General features: G+C 34.6%; 18 protein-coding genes. 17 read left to right on the top strand and 1 reads right to left on the bottom strand.

The window, feature by feature from the left end; all coding sequences use genetic code 11:
• Nucleotides 1-13: 13 nt before the first annotated feature.
• The 3 genes from GTZ96_RS11965 (at nucleotide 14) to GTZ96_RS11955 (ending at nucleotide 2,761) form a co-directional block, all read left to right on the top strand.
• Nucleotides 14-1,291 carry a citrate synthase gene (locus GTZ96_RS11965; protein WP_161644164.1) on the top strand — a complete coding sequence of 426 codons (1,278 nt, stop codon included), beginning with the start codon at nucleotides 14-16 and terminating at the stop codon, nucleotides 1,289-1,291.
• 88 nt (nucleotides 1,292-1,379) lie between these two features.
• Complete coding sequence (gene ctlX, locus GTZ96_RS11960; RefSeq protein WP_161644163.1) at nucleotides 1,380-2,315, top strand: citrulline utilization hydrolase CtlX; 936 nt, start codon at nucleotides 1,380-1,382, stop codon at nucleotides 2,313-2,315.
• Nucleotides 2,316-2,395: 80 nt separating this feature from the next.
• The gene (locus GTZ96_RS11955; RefSeq protein WP_161644162.1) at nucleotides 2,396-2,761 is read left to right on the top strand and encodes a CoA-binding protein; all 366 of its coding nucleotides are present in this window, start codon (nucleotides 2,396-2,398) and stop codon (nucleotides 2,759-2,761) included.
• Nucleotides 2,762-2,824: 63 nt separating this feature from the next.
• Here the strand turns inward: GTZ96_RS11955 and GTZ96_RS11950 are convergent, their stop codons facing one another.
• Nucleotides 2,825-4,333 (bottom strand): sodium:solute symporter, encoded by a 1,509-nt coding sequence (locus tag GTZ96_RS11950; RefSeq protein ID WP_161644161.1) that lies wholly within the window; start codon nucleotides 4,331-4,333, stop codon nucleotides 2,825-2,827.
• A gap of 143 nt (nucleotides 4,334-4,476) precedes the next feature.
• Between GTZ96_RS11950 and recR the strand changes: the two genes are divergently transcribed.
• The 14 genes from recR to rfbG all read left to right on the top strand — a co-directional run bounded on the left by recR (nucleotide 4,477) and on the right by rfbG (nucleotide 21,647).
• Nucleotides 4,477-5,097, top strand: a complete 621-nt coding sequence (gene recR / locus GTZ96_RS11945) for a recombination mediator RecR (RefSeq protein WP_161644160.1) — start codon at nucleotides 4,477-4,479, stop codon at nucleotides 5,095-5,097.
• A 69-nt stretch (nucleotides 5,098-5,166) separates the two neighbouring features.
• Nucleotides 5,167-5,955 (top strand): polysaccharide biosynthesis/export family protein, encoded by a 789-nt coding sequence (locus tag GTZ96_RS11940; RefSeq protein WP_161644159.1) that lies wholly within the window; start codon nucleotides 5,167-5,169, stop codon nucleotides 5,953-5,955.
• Between the two features lie 15 nt (nucleotides 5,956-5,970).
• The gene (locus tag GTZ96_RS11935) at nucleotides 5,971-8,418 is read left to right on the top strand and encodes a polysaccharide biosynthesis tyrosine autokinase (RefSeq protein WP_161644158.1); all 2,448 of its coding nucleotides are present in this window, start codon (nucleotides 5,971-5,973) and stop codon (nucleotides 8,416-8,418) included.
• A 336-nt stretch (nucleotides 8,419-8,754) separates the two neighbouring features.
• Nucleotides 8,755-9,738: an SDR family oxidoreductase gene (locus tag GTZ96_RS11930; RefSeq protein ID WP_161644157.1), complete on the top strand. Its 984-nt coding sequence runs from the start codon at nucleotides 8,755-8,757 to the stop codon at nucleotides 9,736-9,738.
• A 104-nt stretch (nucleotides 9,739-9,842) separates the two neighbouring features.
• Nucleotides 9,843-11,234, top strand: a complete 1,392-nt coding sequence (locus GTZ96_RS11925) for a UDP-glucose 6-dehydrogenase (protein ID WP_161644156.1) — start codon at nucleotides 9,843-9,845, stop codon at nucleotides 11,232-11,234.
• Nucleotides 11,235-11,334: 100 nt separating this feature from the next.
• Complete coding sequence (locus GTZ96_RS11920; RefSeq protein WP_161644155.1) at nucleotides 11,335-11,799, top strand: UpxY family transcription antiterminator; 465 nt, start codon at nucleotides 11,335-11,337, stop codon at nucleotides 11,797-11,799.
• 415 nt (nucleotides 11,800-12,214) lie between these two features.
• Nucleotides 12,215-13,522 carry a nucleotide sugar dehydrogenase gene (locus GTZ96_RS11915; RefSeq protein WP_161644154.1) on the top strand — a complete coding sequence of 436 codons (1,308 nt, stop codon included), beginning with the start codon at nucleotides 12,215-12,217 and terminating at the stop codon, nucleotides 13,520-13,522.
• Nucleotides 13,523-13,589: 67 nt separating this feature from the next.
• A complete protein-coding gene (locus GTZ96_RS11910) occupies nucleotides 13,590-14,018 on the top strand; it encodes an adenylyltransferase/cytidyltransferase family protein (RefSeq protein ID WP_161644153.1) in 429 nt (142 codons plus the stop codon).
• A 92-nt stretch (nucleotides 14,019-14,110) separates the two neighbouring features.
• Nucleotides 14,111-15,118: a mannose-1-phosphate guanylyltransferase gene (locus tag GTZ96_RS11905; protein ID WP_161644152.1), complete on the top strand. Its 1,008-nt coding sequence runs from the start codon at nucleotides 14,111-14,113 to the stop codon at nucleotides 15,116-15,118.
• A gap of 29 nt (nucleotides 15,119-15,147) precedes the next feature.
• Complete coding sequence (locus GTZ96_RS11900; RefSeq protein WP_161644151.1) at nucleotides 15,148-17,559, top strand: SLBB domain-containing protein; 2,412 nt, start codon at nucleotides 15,148-15,150, stop codon at nucleotides 17,557-17,559.
• Nucleotides 17,560-17,648: 89 nt separating this feature from the next.
• A complete protein-coding gene (locus GTZ96_RS11895; RefSeq protein WP_161644150.1) occupies nucleotides 17,649-18,710 on the top strand; it encodes a Wzz/FepE/Etk N-terminal domain-containing protein in 1,062 nt (353 codons plus the stop codon).
• 27 nt (nucleotides 18,711-18,737) lie between these two features.
• Nucleotides 18,738-19,769, top strand: coding sequence for a ferredoxin--NADP reductase (locus GTZ96_RS11890; protein ID WP_161644149.1), 1,032 nt, complete (start codon nucleotides 18,738-18,740; stop codon nucleotides 19,767-19,769).
• Between the two features lie 19 nt (nucleotides 19,770-19,788).
• Nucleotides 19,789-20,565: a glucose-1-phosphate cytidylyltransferase gene (rfbF, locus tag GTZ96_RS11885; RefSeq protein ID WP_161644148.1), complete on the top strand. Its 777-nt coding sequence runs from the start codon at nucleotides 19,789-19,791 to the stop codon at nucleotides 20,563-20,565.
• Complete coding sequence (rfbG, locus tag GTZ96_RS11880; RefSeq protein ID WP_207720184.1) at nucleotides 20,550-21,647, top strand: CDP-glucose 4,6-dehydratase; 1,098 nt, start codon at nucleotides 20,550-20,552, stop codon at nucleotides 21,645-21,647. Before rfbF ends, rfbG begins: the two co-directional genes overlap by 16 nt.
• Nucleotides 21,648-21,649 lie beyond the last annotated feature (2 nt).

Here is a 21,649-nt window from a genome sequence, read left to right as displayed (position 1 = left end):
ATTTCAAATTATTATGTCAAAAACAGCTATATTAGAAATTGATGGTAAGAAGTATGAGTTTCCTGTTATTAAAGGAAGCGAGAACGAAGAAGCGATCAATATTAACAAATTAAGAGATTTAACAGGGGCAATTACTATTGATCCAGGTTTTAAAAATTCAGGTTCTTGTACTAGTGGAATTACTTTCTTAGATGGAGAATTGGGGATTTTGCGTTATAGAGGATATGCTATTGAAGATTTAGCGGATCAAGCTAACTTTTTAGAAGTTTCTTATCTTTTAATTTTTGGTGAATTACCAAAGGCTGCTCAATTAGAACAATTTGAAACAGATATTAGAAAACATACCTTAGTAAATGAGGAAATGAAAGGTATCATCGATGGTTTCCCTAAAACTGCACATCCAATGGGTGTTTTAGCAGCTTTGACAAGTGCATTGACAGCTTTCAATCCTAAATCAGTTAATGTTGAGAATGAAAAAGAATTATATCAGGCAGTTTGTAAAACTATGGGTAAATTCTTGGTTATCGCAACTTGGACCTATAGAAAATCAATGGGTTATCCTTTGAATTATTATGATAATACTAAAGGATATGTAGAGAACTTTATGAGGTTAATGTTTGAATTACCTACAGAGCCTTATAAATTAAGCCCTATTGTAACTGAAGCCTTAGATAAATTATTTATTCTTCACGCTGATCACGAGCAAAACTGTTCTACTTCTACAGTAAGAATGGTAGGTTCTTCTCATGCAGGTTTATTTGCTTCTATCTCTGCTGGAGTTTCTGCTTTGTGGGGACCATTACACGGAGGTGCAAACCAAGCGGTATTGGAAATGTTAGAAGAGATTCACCAAAACGGTGGGGATACTGAAAAGTATTTGGCTAAAGCAAAAGATAAAAACGATCCATTTAGATTAATGGGATTCGGACACAGAGTTTACAAAAATTTCGATCCACGTGCTAAAATTATCAAAAAAGCAGCTAAAGAAGTATTAGAGACTTTAGGAGTTGATGATCCAATTTTGGAAATTGCTAAAAAATTAGAAGCAGCAGCTTTAGAAGATGAATACTTCAAAGCTAGAAATTTATATCCAAACGTAGATTTCTATTCAGGAATTATCTACAGAGCTTTGGGAATTCCTACTGATATGTTTACAGTAATGTTTGCAATTGGAAGATTACCAGGTTGGATTGCACAATGGAAAGAAATGCGTGAAAACAAAGAGCCAATTGGAAGACCAAGACAAATTTACACTGGATCTCCATTAAGAGAGTTTAAAAAACCAGTATAATATAGATTATATCAAAGCAAAAGCTTCACTGAAAAGTGAAGCTTTTTTTTATCTTTGGTGTAAGCAATAAATAATAGTTTTGAATTAAATGAAACAAGTAACAAATTCAGTTTTGATGATTCGTCCGGTAGCTTTTCGAATGAATGAGCAAACGACAGAAAATAATTATTTTCAAAAGGAATTAAGCGGAATGCTGCCAGCAGCAGTAAATGCTAAAGCGCAACAAGAATTTGACGCCTTAGTAATTCATCTTCAAAGTGTAGGGGTTAATGTTGTTGTGGTAGATGATACTCCAGAAACAGATACGCCTGATAGTATTTTTCCAAATAATTGGATTTCATTTCATGATAATGGAGATGTGGTTTTGTATCCAATGTTTGCAGAGAATCGTAGAGCCGAACGTCGGGAAGATATTTTAGATTTACTGGAAGAGAAAGGTTTTGTAATTGAAAATGTTATCGATTTTACATCGGCTGAGGAAGATGGTGTTTTTCTTGAAGGAACCGGGAGTTTGGTTTTAGATAGGGCGAAATCAATAGCCTATTGTGCTTTGTCTCCAAGAGCTAATGAAGAGCTTTTTATTGAATTCTGTGAAGATTTTGATGCTGCACCAGTAATTTTTGAAGCTTTCCATACAGTTGATGGAAAACGAAAATTAATCTATCATACTAATGTTATGATGAGTGTTGGAGAGCATTTTGCAATAATTTGCGCCGATATGATTGACGATAAAAAAGAACGCAAAATGGTTTTGGATAATCTAAGAGCTAGTGGAAAAGAGCTAGTTTTAATTACTGAGAAACAAGTGGAGCATTTTGCTGGAAATGTATTAGAACTTTCAGGAACTAATGACAAGAGATATATTGTGATGAGCACCGCTGCTGCGGAGTCATTGAACGCTGCGCAAAAAACACAATTAGAAAAACATGCGAGTATTTTGAGTGCTAATTTGCAAACTATTGAAACTTGTGGTGGTGGAAGTGCCCGATGTATGATGGCTGAAATTTTCCTGCCTAAGAATTAAATGACTTAAAAAGTTAGTTTCGTTTTAATAGCGCGATGCTAGCTGTATTTTTATTACTTTTGTGAAAAATAATACTCTAAATGAAAAATAAAAAAACCTTGGTTCTTGGAGCCTCCACAAAGACTCATAAGCCAGTGTTTAAAGCAATTGAAATGCTTGTAGAAAAAGGACATTCGGTTCTTGCTATTGGTCAAAATGCAGGAGAGGTAGCAGGAATTAAAATTAGGACTAAAGCTATTCCTATAAAAAATATTGATACGATTTCTTTGTATTTAAATGCCAAAAATCAACGCGATTATTATAATTATATAGTAGAAGCACAGCCTAAACGTGTTGTTTTTAATCCAGGAACTGAGAATCCTGAGTTGTACCAACTTTTAGAATTAAATAATATAAAAGTTGATGTAGCTTGTACGCTGACTTTGTTGGTGACAAATCAATATTAATTATCTTATTTGAAAAAATACTAAAGCCGTTTTCGTCAAGAAGATGGCTTTTTTTGTTTTAATCTAAAAACTGATTTTATCTTTGGTGGTTTTGCTAATCAATAATAAACCTACAAGAGTAATTAATCCGTTGATGATGATTAATTCGTTGTCAAAAGTGTATCCCATTAAAAAATCCTTTGAATGTTCGCTGATAAAATAAGTGAGTGCAGGTGAAGAGACGCAGACAAAAGGAACGTAACGGTCTTTTACCGTTTTTGATTTTAGAAATAGTCCAAAGCAATACAAACCTAATAATGGACCATAGGTATAGGAGGCGACTCTGAAAATCATTCCAACTACCGAACTATCGTTGATGGAATTAAAAAATACGATTACTAGAAACATCAAGAAAGAAAATCCAAGATGCGTAAAATGTCTTGTCCTTATAATATTAGGTTTATCTAAATTCTCGGTTTTATCCATTCCTAAAAAATCGACGCAAAAAGAAGTCGTTAGCGCTGTTAAAGCCGAATCGGTTGTGGCGAAAGTGGCGGCGGTTAATCCTAATAAAAAAATCACTGAAGGAACAATGCTCAGATGATGAAAAGCAATTTCAGGAAAAAGTAAATCGGTTCTGGGTTTTCCTGTTATTAGATCTTTCGGGATTTCAACACCATTTTTTGTAGCATAAATGTAAAGCAAGGCGCCAACACTTAAAAAGAAAAGATTGATAATGACGAAAATTCCAGTGAAGGTAAACATGTTTTTTTGGGCTTCGCCAATGTTAGCGCAACTTAGGTTTTTTTGCATCAAGTCTTGGTCCAGGCCTACCATGGCGATTGTCACAAATATTCCTCCGAGAATTTGCTTTACAAAATGGAATTTATTCGTTAGAAAGTCGTCAAAGAAAAAAGTTTTTGAATAATTACTGTTTTTTACCACTTCGAATGCTTGAAATACATTCAAATTTAGGCTTTGACAAATAAAGTAAATGGTTAAGAAAACGGAGCTTACTAAGAAAAAAGTCTGCAAAGTATCAGTGATAATAATTGTTTTTAAACCACCGCGATAAGTATAGGCAAAGATTAGAGCTAATGAAATTATGACGGTAACAGCAAATGGGATTTGGTAATAATCAAACACAAAACGTTGCAGCACGATAACTACGAGATATAATCTAAAGGAGGAACCAATGGTTCGGCTAATTAAAAAAATAGAGGCCGCTGTTTTGTAGGAGTAGAAACCAAGTCGTTGTTCAATATAACTATAAATCGAAGTGAGGTTCATTCGATAATATAATGGTAATAGTATTTTGGCAACGATTATAAAACCTATTGCATTGCCTAAGACAAATTGAAAATATTTGAATTGCTCTCCATTGGGAGAACCTACTTCTCCGGGGACAGAAATAAAAGTGACTCCTGATAGGGCGGTTCCAATCATTCCAAAAGCAACCAAATACCATTTGGAATTTTTATTTGCTTTAAAAAAAGCATCATTTCCATTGTTGTTTTTACTTGTGAAATGAGCTATTGCAAATAGAATTCCGAAGTAAATAACAATGAGTGTTAGTATTGTGGCTGGTGTCATTTTCCTGGATTTATAATAGCCAAAATACAATTTTTTAAGCAAGCAACCGTGGTGTGAAATGCCAATTTAAAAAGTATCCGAATTTTAAAAGGCATTTTAGAATAATCAATTATTTCAATAAACAAATTGTTACATTTGCAACTATGGAATTTTCTTCAAAATTATTAGAGAAAGCAGTAAATGAAATATCGCAATTGCCCGGAATTGGAAAAAGAACGGCTTTGCGATTAGTGTTGCATTTGTTAAAACAGCCTAAGGAACAAACTGGTTTTTTAACCCAGGCATTAGTCAATATGCGTGAGGATATTAAATTTTGCGAAAGCTGTCATAATATTTCGGATACCGCAATTTGTGAAATATGCAGTAATAAGAACAGAAATCACCAAGTGGTATGTGTTGTTGAAGACATTCGCGATGTGATGGCAATTGAAAACACAGGGCAGTTTAAAGGTGTATACCATGTTTTGGGAGGTAAAATTTCGCCAATTGACGGAGTGGGGCCAAGCCAATTAAAGATTGCCAGTTTAGTAGAAAAGGTGAAATCAGGAAAATTGATTGAGGTGATTTTTGCATTGAGTTCTACGATGGAAGGAGATACCACTAATTTTTATATTTATAAGCAAATCTCCGATTCGGATATCATAATTTCCACTATTGCCAGAGGAATTGCCGTAGGAGACGAATTAGAATATGCCGACGAAGTGACTTTAGGACGAAGTATTTTACAGCGTTTGCCTTTTGAAAAGGCGATTAAAAATAATTAATTGGTTTAATAATAACGAGGCTTTTAATATAATAAATGAAAAGCTATATTTGTTATCTAAAATAATAAAATGGGTAAGTATCTATTTGGTTTATTGCTAAGTATTAGTGTGTTGTTTTCCTCCTGTATATCAACAAGAGATTTGGTTTATTTGCAAAATAAAAATGAAACAAATATTGAAACTTCAATTTCGGCTGTAATGTCTAAACCTTATCGTTTACAATCTAATGATGTTTTAAGTATTAGCATTAAAGCAAACGATCCTAAATTAGTTGAGATTTTTAACACTACAAATGAAGGAGAATCAGGAAAGTCTGAAGCAGCTTTGTATTTTGGTGGTTTTACGGTTGATGATCATGGGAATATTAGAATGCCAGTTTTAGGGGAGTTGAATGTAATAGGATATACTCTTGACGAGGTAAGACAGCGTATTGAAAAACAATTGTTAGCTGAGTATTTCAAAAAAGAAGCTAATATTTTTGTGATAGTAAAATTGGCTGGCTTTCGTTATACCATAAATGGTGAAATAGGAAGTACAGGAACTAAAACCTTGTTTCAGGAGCATGTGAATATTATGGAAGCTATTGCTAATGCTGGCGATATTACACTTATAGGAAATAGAAAAGCGGTAACTATTATCCGTAAAACACCCACAGGAAATGAGATGCACGATATTGATCTTACAGATATTAATGTAGTGAACTCGCCTTATTTTTATTTGCAGCCTAATGATTATATTTATGTAAAACCGCTCAAGCAAAAAACTTGGGGTACAGGAAAAACGGGTATAGAGTCTTTAGGGACTATATTAACGTTAATATCTTTAACAACAACTGTTTTTTTATTATTAAAAAGATAAAACACATTTCAAAAAATGTTAGATATAAAAGATTTTTCCCTTTTTGAAAATCAGGTAAGCTTTGACTTTAAAGGATTACTTATAAAGATATTAAGTTATTGGAAATGGTTTTTGGTAAGTTTGATTATTGCTTTTACCATTGCTTATCAGGTTAATATTCGTAAAGAGAAAATTTACGAAATGGGAACTTTAATTTCTATAAAAGAAGAAAGTAATCCATTGTTTACTTCCAATACGAGTTTGACATTTAATTGGGGAGGAGTTTCTGATCAAATGCAAACTGTTTCAACCACATTGCAATCCCGGTCTCATAACGAATTAGTAGTTGATCAATTACAGTATTACATCGATTATTTGGTGCAGGAAAAGTACAATATGGTTGATGCTTATGGAGCTGTTCCGTTTTATGTGAATATCGATAAAAACAAAGGACAGTTGTCGGGAGGATTGATTAGTATTACATTTTTAAGCGAATCCGAATATCAAATAAAAATTCCGTTCGAGGGTAATTCGGCTTCATTAATTACTTATTCGGATAATTCATATAGTAGTACTGCTGTGGCTGTTGGCGATTTTGTTAAAACGTACAGAGTGGGAGAACAGGTTTCGTTGCCTTTTTTACATTGGAAATTACAAATAAAAGACAATCCGGGATTTTACAAAGGCAAAGAATATTTTGTTCGATTTAATGATTTTAATGGTGTAGTGTCTCGCTATAAAGGAATTGGTGTAGAAGCTGATGATAAAGGAGCGTCTATATTAACTTTGAGATTACAGGGTACTAATAAGGCTAGGATGGTCGAATATCTTAATGCGACTGTCAATATGCTTATCAAAAGGCAATTGGATAACAAAAATCAATTTGCAACCAATACAATTGCTTTTATAGATAGTACACTTGTTGCTATGGAATCACAATTAAAGACAGCTGGCGAAGAATTAAAGTCCTTCAAGAGAGGAAAAGATGTTTTTAATATTGAAGATGGAGGGGCTAAGTTTTCGGACAAAATTCTTCAATATGATGTAGAAAAAGATGCTATTGCTAGAAAAATCACCTATTACAATTCGCTTAAAGCCTATTTGAAAAATAGTGTTGATTATTCTAAACTTCCGGCACCATCAGTTGCAGGAATAGATGATCCAAATATTGTAGCTAATATTTCTAAATTGATTGCGCTTTCTACACAACGTTCGGAAATGGCTTATGCTGTAAAAAGTGATAAGATATTCAGGGATTTTGATAACCAGATGGAAGCTATTAAAAGTGTTTTGTTAGAGAATATAGCTAGTGCAAAATCATCTTTACAGTTTGATTTAAGGTTGGTTAATAGTAAAATTAATCAAGCTGAAGGAAATATCAAACAGTTGCCTGATGACCAACAGGAATTAATAAAAATTAAAAGGAAATACGATTTAAGCGATAATATTTACAGCACATTTTTACAAAAAAGAAGCGAAGCCGATATTGTAAAAGCAGCAAATTTATCAGATATTCATTTTATAGATCCGGCTAAAGATGTAGGAGGAGGATTAATTGGTCCTAAAACATCGGTGAATTATGTATTGGCACTTTTTCTCGGAATCTTTATTCCGTTGCTTTTTATATTCGTTGTCTTCTGTATTAATAATTCGGTTCAAAATGTAGAAGATGTTAGTAAGCAAACTCAAATTCCTTTAATAGGAGTTGTAGGTGTCTATAAAGATAAAGGGGAATTGGCAGTTTTTGATAAACCTAAATCCGCTTTATCGGAATCTTTTAGAGCTATTCGTTCTTCCTTACAGTTTTTGTACAAAAAACAACATGTAGAAGGTGCAAAAACACTTATGATAACCTCTTCTGTCAGTGGTGAAGGAAAGACCTTTTGTTCGATAAATATTGCGACAGTTTTTGCTTTAAGTGAAAAGAAAACTGTAATTGTTGGATTGGATTTAAGAAAACCAAAATTGGCTCAAGAATTTAATTTATCAAGTGATGTTGGTGTGGTTAATTATTTAATCAAACAAAAAAGTCTGGAAGAAATAGTAAATAAAACAGCAGTTCCTTATTTAGATGTTATCCTTTCGGGGCCTATTCCACCTAATCCTTCAGAGCTAATTATTGGAGGAGCTATGACAGAGTTAATGGAAGAATTAAAGGCGAAATATGATTATATTATTTTAGATACTCCTCCGGTTGGCTTAGTTTCAGATTCGTTAGAGCTTGCGCAATATGCTGATGTAACTTTGTATATAGTAAGGCAAAATATAACTAAGAAAGAGATGATTGCTTTGTTGAATAATAGAGTTAAAAGAGAAGAAATAACTAATGTTAGTATTATTTTGAACGGTTTTGAAAATAAGGCTAAATACGGATCAGCATATAGTTATGGATACGGTTATGGGGATTATTCAAATGGTTATCATGAGGAGGAAAAACCGAAAGGATTGATACAAAAATTACTTAAAAAGATTAGAAAAGCGTAGGGGTGTTTAGAATTGTATGGAAAAGGAATTTTCTTTTTTGCTTGATCAAAAAAGAAACAAAAAAATCAAGTCTTGCTCTTCCTCGTCGGTCAAATTAGTTTTCGAATGCTAAAAGAAAAGAACTCTCCGCCGCGGCGGATCAAACAGCTTTTCTTTTTACGCATTCTTCAAACATTTGACACTCGACTGCGGAAGTTAAGGACAGTTGGAGTTAGGGAAGAATCACGTTTTGTTTAAAGTTGAATAAAATTACTCATCGAACTTACTTTTTGATAATTTTGCCAATGATTTTTTTGAAAAAAAATAAACACGCTCAACAGCAAATTTTAAAAAAAAATGAGAGAAATAACAAAATATAGCATTTTAATAACAGGAGGAGCTGGTTTTATTGGTTCTAATCTTTGTGAATATTTTTTGTCAAAAGGCAATAAAGTAATTTGTTTGGATAATTTTGCCACAGGTCACCGTCATAATTTGAAAGAATGTATACCTAATCCTAATTTTCTTTTGATTGAAGGCGATATACGAAATTTTGAAGATTGTAAAAATGCAGTAGAAGGAGTTGATTATGTGTTGCATCAGGCCGCTTTAGGTTCGGTGCCGCGTTCTATTAATGATCCTATTACTACGAATGATGTCAACGTTTCAGGATTTCTGAATATGTTGCAAGCCGCTACCGAAGCTAAAGTGAAACGTTTTGTGTATGCTGCCAGTTCTTCAACTTATGGGGATTCAGTAGGATTGCCAAAAGTAGAAGAAGTAATCGGGAAGCCGCTTTCGCCTTATGCAATTACTAAATATGTAAACGAACTGTATGCTGAGATTTTCAGTAAAACTTATGGGGTAGAAACGATAGGTTTACGTTATTTTAATGTTTTTGGAAGAAAACAAGATCCGAATGGCGCTTATGCGGCAGTGATTCCTAAATTTGTGATGCAATTGATGAATCACGAAAGTATTACCATCAATGGCGATGGGAATTATTCACGTGATTTCACTTATATCGATAATGTGATTCAAATGAATGAATTGGCTATTTCGACAGATGAAATTGAGGCTGTTAACACTGTTTACAATACAGCTTACGGAGATAGAAATACTTTGAATGATTTGGTTGCTTATTTAAAAGAATATTTAAGTGCCTATGATGCTAAAATTGCAGAAGTGGCAGTTATTCATGGGGCAAACAGAGCAGGGGATATTCCGCATTCATTAGCTAGTATTGATAAAGCAAAAGAATTGTTGGCTTATAATCCGCAATATTCTTTACAAGAAGGACTTAAGATTGCAGTAGATTGGTATTGGAATAATTTGAAGTAGGAAGTAAGTTGGGAGTTAGAAGTTAGGAGTTAGAAGTTGCTTTTGATTTCATATCTCATAACACATAACCTATAACCTATAACGCATAACACATAATGAAATAAATGGGAATTACAAAAATTTGTTGCATTGGAGCGGGCTATGTTGGAGGCCCTACAATGGCTGTTATAGCACAAAAATGTCCACAGATACAAGTGACTGTTGTGGATTTAAACGAAGAAAGAATTGCAGCCTGGAATGATGAGGATGTAAATAAAATTCCGATTTACGAACCAGGACTTTCGGACATTGTTAAAGAGGCTAGGGGGCGAAATTTGTTTTTTTCTACAGATGTTGAAAAAGCGATAGATGAGGCGCAAATGATATTTATCTCGGTAAATACACCAACGAAGACCTATGGGAAAGGGAAAGGAATGGCGGCTGATTTAAAATTCATTGAGTTATGTGCCAGACAGATTGCTAAGGTTGCTAAAGAAAATAAAATAGTAGTAGAAAAATCGACTTTGCCGGTACGAACAGCGGAGGCGATTAAGAGTATTTTAGATAATACAGGTAATGGGGTGAAATTCCAAATTTTGTCTAACCCTGAATTTTTGGCAGAAGGAACAGCTGTTCAGGATTTATTAAACCCAGATAGAATTTTAATAGGTGGAGATACTACCGAAGAAGGACAAAAAGCGATTCAGGCATTGGTTGATGTTTATGCTAATTGGGTTTCCGAAGATAAAATTTTGACGACTAATGTATGGTCATCTGAATTATCAAAGTTGACAGCAAATGCTTTTTTGGCACAAAGAATCTCGTCGATAAATGCGATGTCTGAACTTTGTGAAAAAACGGGTGCCGATGTGAATGAGGTAGCAAGAGCTATTGGAATGGATAGTAGGATAGGGCCAAAATTTTTAAAAGCTTCAGTAGGTTTTGGAGGTTCTTGTTTTCAAAAAGATATTCTTAATTTGGTTTATATAGCAAAATCTTATGGCTTAAACGAGGTAGCCGATTATTGGGAGCAGGTGATTATAATGAATGATCATCAAAAAAGACGTTTCTCAAATAATATTGTAAAAACACTTTATAATACTGTTTCTGATAAAAAGATTACATTCTTAGGTTGGGCTTTCAAAAAAGATACTAACGATACCAGAGAATCAGCGGCTATATATGTAGCGGATGATTTAATAAGTGAAAATGCTAAAATTGCTGTTTATGACCCGAAAGTATCCAGAAAAAAGGTTTTAGCCGATTTGGATTATTTGGAGTCAAGAGCAGCTGATGAGAATGTAAACAGTGTTTTGTCTTTCGAAAATCCTTATGAGGCTTGTGCGGGAGCTCATGCAATTGCAGTACTTACTGAGTGGGATGAGTTTGTTGCTTACGACTGGCAGAAAATCTACGATTCTATGCAAAAACCTGCCTTTGTATTCGATGGAAGAAACATATTAAATGGATCTGATTTAGAGAAAATAGGTTTTGTTTATCAGGCAATAGGATCGTAAAATCCTCACCCCAACCCTCTCCAAAGGAGAGGGAGTCGAAGCGTAGTCAGTTTAAAAATATATAGAACTTTTGTGTTTCTATATCAAAGTAGAAAAAAAAATGAATTGGTATGTAGTTTATACAAAACCGAAATGGGAGAAAAAAGTAGCGGAACAATTAATCGAAAGAGGGATTGAATGTTATTGTCCTATAGTGACTCAAGTACGTCAATGGTCGGATAGAAAAAAAAAGGTAGAAGTTCCTCTTTTTAATTCTTATGTTTTTGTTCGTTTAGCTGAGGCAGATCGGAATTTAGTTTTTCAATCTACAGGGGCGGTGCGTTATCTTTTTTGGTTAGGAAAACCGGCAATTGTACGTGATGAAGAAATTAATACCATAAAAAAATGGCTCACTACTCCTGATCAGTATGAGATTTCAGTTTCTTCTTTACAAGTAGGGGACAAAGTGACTCTGGAATCAGGGCCTTTTAAATCTCAGGAAGCCATAGTTCAGGAAGTAAATAAGACTCATTATGTTTTGGTATTGGAGTCTATGGGCTGTGTTTTGAAGATGAAACTTAAATGATATATTTTTTAATTTTTTATGATGCGTCTAAATCTTTCTATTGTGATAGAAAGATTTAGACGCATTCTTATTATGTGTTGAGTAAAATATAAAGTTTTGGTTTCTATTTTTTGTTAAATAAGTAGGATTAAACCTTTATTTTTGTGTTTTTTGGCATCACTAAATTAGGTGATATTTTTAAATAATATTTCTTTGGTAAATTGATACTTTGCCTTGATTAGTAGTTGTTTATGAGTTTGTTATTATTTGATGTTTTGTTTGTGAACTTTAACTATAAAATAAGTAATGGAAATTAGGCTTTTAGTAGTTATATTTGCACTCAAAAAATCAATATTTTTCTGCCCGTTTTTGTGGGTTGGAACCGCGAAGCGTTGGTAGCTACTCCATAAATAGCAATATAAATAAGAGTAAATTGATGGATTTTAATTCTAAAATAGCAGTTATAGGTCTTGGGTATGTAGGCTTGCCTTTAGCAAGACTATTTGCTACAAAATATGCTGTTGTTGGATTTGATATCAATCAAAAACGAATTGATGAATTACGCCTTGGAATTGATAGTACTTTTGAAATAGAAGAGAATATTTTAAAATCGGTTTTGATTTCTACGGCTGTCATGTCGAGCGGAGTCGAGACGCAAAATAAAAATGGTCTTTATTGTACCAATCAATTAAAAGACATTGCCGATTGTGATTATTATATTGTAACAGTTCCTACTCCTGTTGATAAAAACAACCGTCCTGATCTGACACCTTTGTATAAAGCCAGTGAAACAGTGGGCAAGGTTTTGAAAAAAGGAGATGTTGTAATTTATGAGTCAACCGTTTATCCTGGAGTAACCGAAGATGAATGTGTGCCCGTTTTAGAACGAATTTCAGGATTGCAATTTAATATTGATTTTTTTGCGGGTTATTCTCCTGAAAGAATCAATCCAGGGGATAAAGAACACACAGTAGATAAAATTTTGAAAGTTACCGCTGGCTCTACTCCGGAAATTGGACAAAAAGTAAATGCCTTATACCAATCAGTAATCACGGCAGGAACGCATTTAGCTCCTTCTATAAAAGTGGCTGAGGCTGCCAAGGTAATTGAAAACTCCCAACGTGATATCAATATAGCTTTTGTAAACGAATTGGCTAAAATATTCAATTTGATGGATATTGATACTCAGGCAGTTTTAGAAGCAGCGGGAACCAAATGGAATTTTTTGCCTTTCAAACCCGGATTAGTTGGAGGACATTGCATTGGTGTTGATCCTTACTATTTAGCGCAAAAAGCACAAGAATTAGGATATCATCCTGAAATAATATTGGCTGGACGTCGTTTGAATGACAGTATGGGGGAATATGTAGCAGCTCAGGTAGTTAAATTGATGATAAAAAAAGGGATTTCAGTTAATGGAGCTTCGCTTTTAATGCTGGGAATTACTTTTAAAGAAAACTGTCCTGATGTTCGTAACACCAAAATTGTAGATGTGATTAAAGCATTGCAGGAATATGGAATTTCAGTTACAACATTTGATCCATTGGCTAATCCAGCTGAAGTAGAAAAAGAATATCAGCTAAGTACAACAAATCAGATACCAAATAGAAAATTTGATGCCATCGTATTAGGAGTAGCACATACTCCGTTTTTAAAAATGGATTTATCAACGCTTCAAAATACAACTAGTATCATCTACGATGTAAAAGGAGTGTTGGGAAATATTATAGATGGTAGATTGTAGAGGATACTCAATAATAATAAACAGATAATAAAAGCAGTATTTTTTGAATTCGATTAAATTAAAATATATGAGAATAGGTATCACTTTTAGTGCTTTCGATTTGTTACATGCAGGACATATCACGATGTTGGAAGAGGCCAAAAGGCAATGTGATTATTTAATCGCAGGATTGCAAACTGATCCTACTATTGACCGTCCAGAAAAGAATCGACCTGCACAGTCTGTTGTGGAGCGTTATATTCAGCTTAAGGGCTGTCGGTTTGTCGATGAAATTGTGCCTTATGCAACGGAACAGGATTTAGAGGATATTTTGCGTTCATTTAAAATAGATGTTAGAATTCTTGGGGACGAATACAAGGATGAAAATTTTACCGGTCGAACCTATTGTGAAGAAAAGGGGATAGTTCTTTATTTTAATGTAAGGGATCACCGTTTTTCTAGCAGTAGCTTACGTAGGGAAGTGAAGGAAAAAGAATTGCTGAAAGAAAATAAGTAACTGTAAGTTCCATATATTATTTTAGTCTTTATATAATTAAAATTTAGCCACAAAGTCATAGATACAATAACACATAACTGATAACAGTTAGTATGGAAAAACAACATTCAATTATACACGTTATCCTTACAGGAGGAATAGGAAGTAGATTATGGCCTTTATCACGTAAAAGCCAACCCAAACAATATTTAGAAATATTTGAAGGAAAATCTTTATTCGAAATGACAGTGGAGCGTAATAAGACTATTGCAGATAAAATTATTGTAGTTGGAAATAGAGATAATTGTCACCTTAGTCAAAAAGTGATGGATAAATCGAATACTCCTTATGTTAATATCGTAGAGGCCACTCCCCGAAATACTGCTGCTGCAATTGCTTTTTCGGCATTTACCTCTCAAGCTGATGATATTCTTATTGTTACTCCTTCCGATCATATTATTGATGATATGGAAAAATATGAAGAAGCAATTAATCAAGGAGTAGAAAAAGCTGCTAATGGTGCTATTGTCACTTTTGGAATTCAACCCACTAAGCCGGAGACAGGTTATGGTTATATTGAACGACTTGGTGATAAAGTAATTTCATTTAGAGAAAAACCGAATGAGATTACTGCAATCAATTTTCTAGCAAAAGGCAATTTTCTTTGGAATAGCGGAATGTTTTGTTTTAAATCAGGTGTTTTCTTGGAAGAATTAAAAAACTTTCAACCGGATGTATATGAAAAAGCTAAGGTGGCTTGGGAAAATAATGACAATGGAAATTTAGATTTAGATTTATCGTTAGAAATTCCTTCTATAAGTGTGGATTATGCAGTGATGGAGCGCAGTAAAAAAATTAAAGTGGTTCCTTCTGATTTTACATGGTCTGATTTGGGGTCTTTTGAATCGGTTTATGATTATTTTGCAACCAAAGGTCATCCGGTGGATCAAAAAGGAAATATGGTTATTGGCACAGATACTTTTACCGCATTTGTTGGTTTGCGTAATACTATTTTTGTATTTACTCCCGATGCTAATTTGATTTTGAAAAAAAGTCATTCCCAAGATGTGAAATATGTCTATAATGATCTGGAAAAGGAAAAATCGATATTGTTACATTAAAACAATAAAAACAGTTCAATAATAAATTTATGAAAAAAATAATTACAGTCCTTTTAGTTTTGTTTGCCATGTTTCAGTCTTCTGATGCATTGGCACAAGATATATTGAAAGCCAGTGATTTAAGTACGCTGAAGGTAGATAATTTGACAGAGAGTGACTTGGTTAAAATTAAGTCACAATTGCAAAGCAATAACATGACTATAGATCAGGCCGAACCGATGGCTTTGGCTAAAGGAATGTCTGCAGCCGAATTTTCCAAGTTGCGTACCCGAATGGCTAATCAGCGAGGGAATGGAGAAGCTTCAAATGCGAAGAGTTTAGCTGAAGAAAGTGGCAGAAAACAAGAGAAAATAAGTAATACGAAAGTAAAAGACACCGAGAATGCTTTGGTTTTTGGTTCGGAATTGTTTGATACTCCGACTTTGAATTTTGAGCCCGATTTAAAATTGGCTACTCCGGTAAATTATGTATTAGGACCTGGAGATGAGCTACAAGTTAGTGTCTATGGTGTGCAAGAATATAATGCTTCTATTCCAGTGAGTGTTGAAGGTAAAATTACCATTCAATATGTGGGTCAGATTGCTGTATCAGGAATGTCAATTGAAGCAGCTACTCAAAAAATTAAAGCCGCCATTGCAAGAGTCTATAGTACTGTGGGGTCTGGACAATCTCAGGTTAGTGTCAGTCTGAGTCGCATCCGTACCATAAAAGTAACTTTAATTGGTAGCAAGCAGCCAGGAAATTATTCAGTTTCTTCTTTGGCTACGGTATATAATGCTTTGTTTTTAGGTGGAGGCCCCGCTAAAAATGGCAGTTACCGAAACATTGAGTTGTTACGCAACAATAAAGTATACAGAACGATTGATTTATACCGTTTTCTTGTTAAAGGGGATCAATCAGATAATGTGGGTTTAAAGGATAATGATGTGATTCGAATTCCGGCCTATACGCAAAGAGTTTCTCTGGAAGGACAGCTAAAACGTCCCGGTATTTTTGAAATGAAAAAAGGGGAAACTTTTGCTGATTTATTGACATTTGCTTCCGGCTTTAATGAGTTGGCTTATACCGCTTCTGTAAATGTGATGCAAAAAACGGCGAAGGAATTTAAAGTAAAAGATATTTATGCTTCGGAATATGGTAATTATAAACCGCTTTCCGGAGATGTATTCCGTGTATCCAAAATATTGAACCGTTTTGAAAACCGAATCAAAATTGACGGAGCCGTATTCAGACCGGATACCTATTCTTTTTATGAGGGGATGCGAATTTCGGATTTGGTTTCCAAAGCAGATGGCTTAAAAGAAGATGCTTATAGTAATAGAGCACGTATTATCAGATTGAAACCGGATTTGACTACGGAAATTGTCAATGTTAATCTGGAAAAGGCTTTGAAAAATGATGCAGAAGCCAATATTGCATTGCAGAAAGAAGATGTGGTGACCGTATATTCGGTTTTGGACTTTGTGGAGGAATATAAAATCACCATAGACGGTGAAATTAAAAAACCGGGGGTTTATGACTACCAGGAAAATTTAACATTGAATGATTTATTAATTCAGGCTGGTGGATTAACGGGTTCAGCTTCTAAAAGAGTGGAAATAGCCCGAATGATTCAATCGGACGAAATAAATGATAAAAACCAGGATAAAGCCCAGTTGTTTAATCTGGAAATTACAGCTGATAACAATGAACAAGCCAAAAATTTTGCGTTAGAGCCTTTTGACGTGGTTAATATTCGCAGGATGGCAGTTTATGAAAAACCGGAAATGGTGACTGTTAGCGGAGCCGTTCCTTATGCGGGAAAATATGTTTTGGTTACTAAAAAAGACAAGGTGTATGATCTGATACAGCGAGCAGGTGGTTTGACTTCTCTGGCGAATATCAACGGGGTTAAAATTAAACGACCGATTCAGGGTGCGCAAATTGAAGCTTTGGAAAATGTGAATTTGAATCTGGGTAAAAAGGACAGTATTCAAGACAAGTTAACTAAAAAATTAAAAGAGGATTTAAAATACGCAACAATACCTGTAGACTGGAAGTCTGTTGCTAAAAATCCTAAGAACAGCAGCAATGTGACCTTATTTCCTGGAGATGAAATTGAAGTGGCTACGTTTACCGAAGGCGTAAAAGTGGCCGGTAATGTGTTGTTGACTTCTGAGATTCCTTATAATAGCGGTAAAGGATTTAACTACTATTTAAATGCCGTAGGTGGGGTAGATGCTAAAGGTTGGAAGAAAAAAGCCTATATTATTTATCCTAACGGAAAGGCAGATGTTGCAGGTTCTTTCCTGTTTATCCGTTCCTATCCTAAGGTAACGCCAGGCTCCCAGATTGTAGTGCCGGAAAAACCAGAGCGAAAGAAATTAAGTGCTGGTGAATGGGTTGGTATTGGTAGTGTGATTTCCAGTCTAGCATTATTGATTATAACCGCTTTTAAATAAAAAGTCAGTTGTGGGTTGTCTGTTGTTAGTTATTAGAGGCAATTCTTGGTGAATCCAAGACAGAGAATAGAAAATAGAGAATAGAAAATATGAATGAACAAAATCCGAACGACGAAATATCCTTAAAAGAACTCATAGAAAAAGGAAGAGAATGGTGGCAGTATTTACTGAGTCAATGGAAAATTATTGTGTTGGTCGGGGTGATAGGTTCTGCTTTAGGATTGGCATATTCTTTTATTAAAAAACCGGTTTATACGGCAACATTATCTTTTGCCTTAGAAGATGAAAAAGGTGGAGGATTAGGAGGAGCTTTAGGATTGGCAAGCTCTTTTGGATTGGATTTAGGAGGGAGTGGAGGCGGAGTTTTTACAGCTTCCAATTTGACGGAATTGTTCAAGTCCCGTTCTATGGTTGAAAAAACCTTACTGTCTCCTGTTATAGTAGATGGGAAAACTATTTCTCTGGCCGAGATGTACATTCAAAAGAATGAATGGCGAAGTGGTTGGAATAAAAAACCAAATCTCGCAAAATTACAATTTTTTCCCAATGCTGATCGTCAAAAGTTTACCAGGGTTCAAGATAGTATTATGGGAGTCATGTATGCTAATTTATCAAAATCAGCTTTGTCTGTAGCCCAAAAGGATAAAAAGATTTCTATTATTAACATTGATGTAATTTCTGAAAATGAATTGTTTTCAAAATATTTTTGTGAAGCCTTAGCTAAAACCGTGTCTGAATTTTATATAGCCACTAAAAGTAAAAAAGCCCGGATGAACATGGCTATTTTGGAACGACAGACGGACTCTATCCGTCGCGAATTGAATGGAGCAATTACCGGTGTGGCGGTAGCCAATGATAATACCTTTGGTTTGAATCCAGCAATGAATGTGCGTCGTGCACCTTCTGCCCGCAGGCAGGTGGATGTGCAGGCGAATACGGCTATCCTGACTGAATTGGTCAAACAAACCGAATTGGCTAAGGTAACTCTGCGTAAAGAAACCCCATTGATCCAGGTGATTGATAGACCAATTTTACCCTTGCCTAAAGAAAAATTTGGTAAAGTCAAAGGGATTGTATTGGGAGCGTTTTTAGCAGGATTTATGGTTGTTTTAGTTTTGATTATACGAAAGATTTTGAAACAAATAATATAAATAAATTTTTTATAGCCATTTGTAGTAATGAAGAATTATACTTTAAAAGTTCATAATATTAAGAAAGAAACCAAAGACACTATTACGCTTTGTTTTAAACAACCCGGTTTACGTAAAATTAAGTATAAAGCGGGACAGTATCTTACGTTGTCTTTTCGAATAAATGGGAGAAAATATACCAGACCTTACTCTTTTTCTTCTGCCCCTTCTATTGATCCTTTTTTGGAGACTACAATTAAGCGGGTTCCCGAAGGTGTCTTTTCTAATTATATTCATGATAATGTTCAAGTTGGAGACATTATCGAAGTGATGGAGCCTATGGGAGATTTTATTTATGATCAAGACGACAAAGTTGACCATATTTGTTTTTGGGGTGTCGGTAGTGGAATAACCCCTTTGATATCTATAATGAAAGAAGTTTTGGTTTCAAATCCAGTAGTTCAGGTCAATCTAATTTATGGGAATAAAAATTTTGAATCAACTATATTTTTAGAAGGGATTAATGAATTACTGAAATTATACCCATACAATTTGAAAGTTTGGCATTTTCATACCCAATACAATCATGATGAAAATCATCATTTCGTAAAAAGTGGCCGAATTAACAAAGACTTTATATTAGATTTACTTAAAGATGCCAATGTTGAAAGAATCAAGCATTATATTTGCGGTCCCAATGATTTAAAAAACACAATCAAAACTGCTTTGGATATTTTAAAATGTCCTAAAGAAAATGTTTTTTCAGAGGATTTTGAATTGGTAAAAGATCCCAAGGATTTTGAAGCTATTTTAACCCAACAGGTAAAAATCAATTTTGAAGGAAAGGATACTTTTGTTGAAGTCTTAAAAGGGAAAAGTATTTTGGAAGCGGCTTTAGATGTAGGAATCGAATTGCCTTATTCTTGTCAAACAGGGAGTTGCAATACATGTAAAGGTAAATTAAAAACCGGTGGATTGCGTATGATAGGATTGCTAAAAGAGAGAGAAGATTTGGCACTGGATGATTATTTGTTGTGTTGCAGTCATCCGTTAACGGAGGATGTTTATATTCAGATTTAAAAATCATAAAAGATAATAAATGAAAGTAGTAATTTTTGCAGGTGGTTTTGGTACTCGCCTTATGGAAGAAACGGAAGCACGACCAAAGCCAATGGTAGAAATTGGAGGTAAGCCTATTTTGTGGCATATCCTTAAAATGTATGAACAATACGGTTATAACGATTTTGTGATTTGTTTGGGTTACAAAGCGACTTACATCAAAGAATATTTTTACAACTATTATTTGCACAATTCCGATGTTACTATTGAATTGGCTAATAATAATATCAAGGTGCATTATTCAGACACCGAATCCTTTAAAGTGACTTTAATCGATACCGGTTTGTACACCAATACGGCCGGAAGACTTAAGAAGGTAGAAAAATATGTAAAAGATAAAACTTTCATGTTGACTTATGGTGATGGGGTGGCAGATGTTGATTTCAAGGCGTTGTTGGATTTTCATCAGTCACATGGGAAATTAGCAACTTTAACCAGTGTACAGGTACCCGGTAGATTTGGGAATTTAAACATTGGTCAAAAAGGTGAGGTATCCAGTTTTGTAGAGAAACCTGCCGGAGATGGTATGTGGATTAATGGAGGTTTTTTTGTTTTGGAACCGGAAATTTTTAAATATTTAGAAGGTGATGTGACGGATGTACAATGGGAAAAAGGACCTTTAGGGGCAATAGCAAGCGATGGACAACTAGCCGCATATAAGCATGATGGTTTTTGGAAATGTATGGATGCCTTGAGAGATCGTATCGAGTTGGAGGAAATGTGGAATTCAGGTAATGCAAAATGGAAAACATGGTAGTTTCTTCTTTTGAAAGTTTACAAAATATTTATAAAGGCAAAAAAGTTTTCCTGACCGGGCACACTGGTTTTAAAGGTGCCTGGATGCTGAAAACACTTTCTTTATTGGGAGCTGAGGTAAAAGGCTATGCCTTGGAACCTCAAACGCAGGATGATTTATTCCATTTAATAGAAGGAGATGCTATCTGTACTTCGGTTATTGCCGATTTGAGGGATAAGCAACGTTTGCAGGATGAGTTGGTTTCTTTTCAGCCTGATTTTGTTTTTCATTTAGCGGCACAACCTTTAGTGCGATTGTCTTATGAAATTCCTGCCGAAACTTTTGAGGTCAATACAATAGGAACGGCTAATGTATTAGATGCCGTTCGTTTACTTGATAGACCTTGTTCCGTGGTTTTGATAACGACCGATAAAGTCTATCACAACAATGAATGGTTGTATCCGTATAGAGAGAACGATCGTTTGGGAGGCTATGATCCGTATAGTGCGAGTAAAGCCTGCACCGAATTGGTAATTGATTCTTACCGAAATTCGTTCTTCAATAGTAACAATTACAAGCAACACCAAAAAGGGATAGCGGTGGCAAGAGCCGGAAATGTAATTGGCGGGGGTGATTGGTCAAAAGACCGTTTGATACCGGATATTGCTAAAGCTTTTGCAAAGGAAAAGCCGGTTACTATTCGTAACCCACAATCGGTAAGACCTTGGCAACATGTATTAGAACCAGTCATTGGATATTTGTTGTTGGGAGCCAATTTAATAACTGATCCCATACATTTTAGTCAGGCTTATAATTTTGGGCCACAGCTTTCGGATGCCCTACCAGTAGAAGAAATGCTCCAATTAGCGATACAAAGTTGGGGAAAAGGAGAATATATTGTTGAGCAAATTGATAACCAACCACACGAAGCAGGGTTACTTAAATTAGATATAAGTAAAGTTATTTCAGAATTGAATTGGAAGCCTAAACTTAGTGCTCAACAGGCGGTCAGTATAACAATGGATTGGTATAATCTGTTTTTCTCAAATCCAATTGCAGTAAATGAAAAAACTACAGAACAAATAATTGACTTTATATCTTAAAT

Source organism: Flavobacterium undicola (genome assembly GCF_009909155.2).
GTDB lineage: Bacteria > Bacteroidota > Bacteroidia > Flavobacteriales > Flavobacteriaceae > Flavobacterium > Flavobacterium undicola.
Note: the sequence above shows the minus strand (reverse complement) of the source record. Positions and strands in the feature narration are given on the sequence as shown.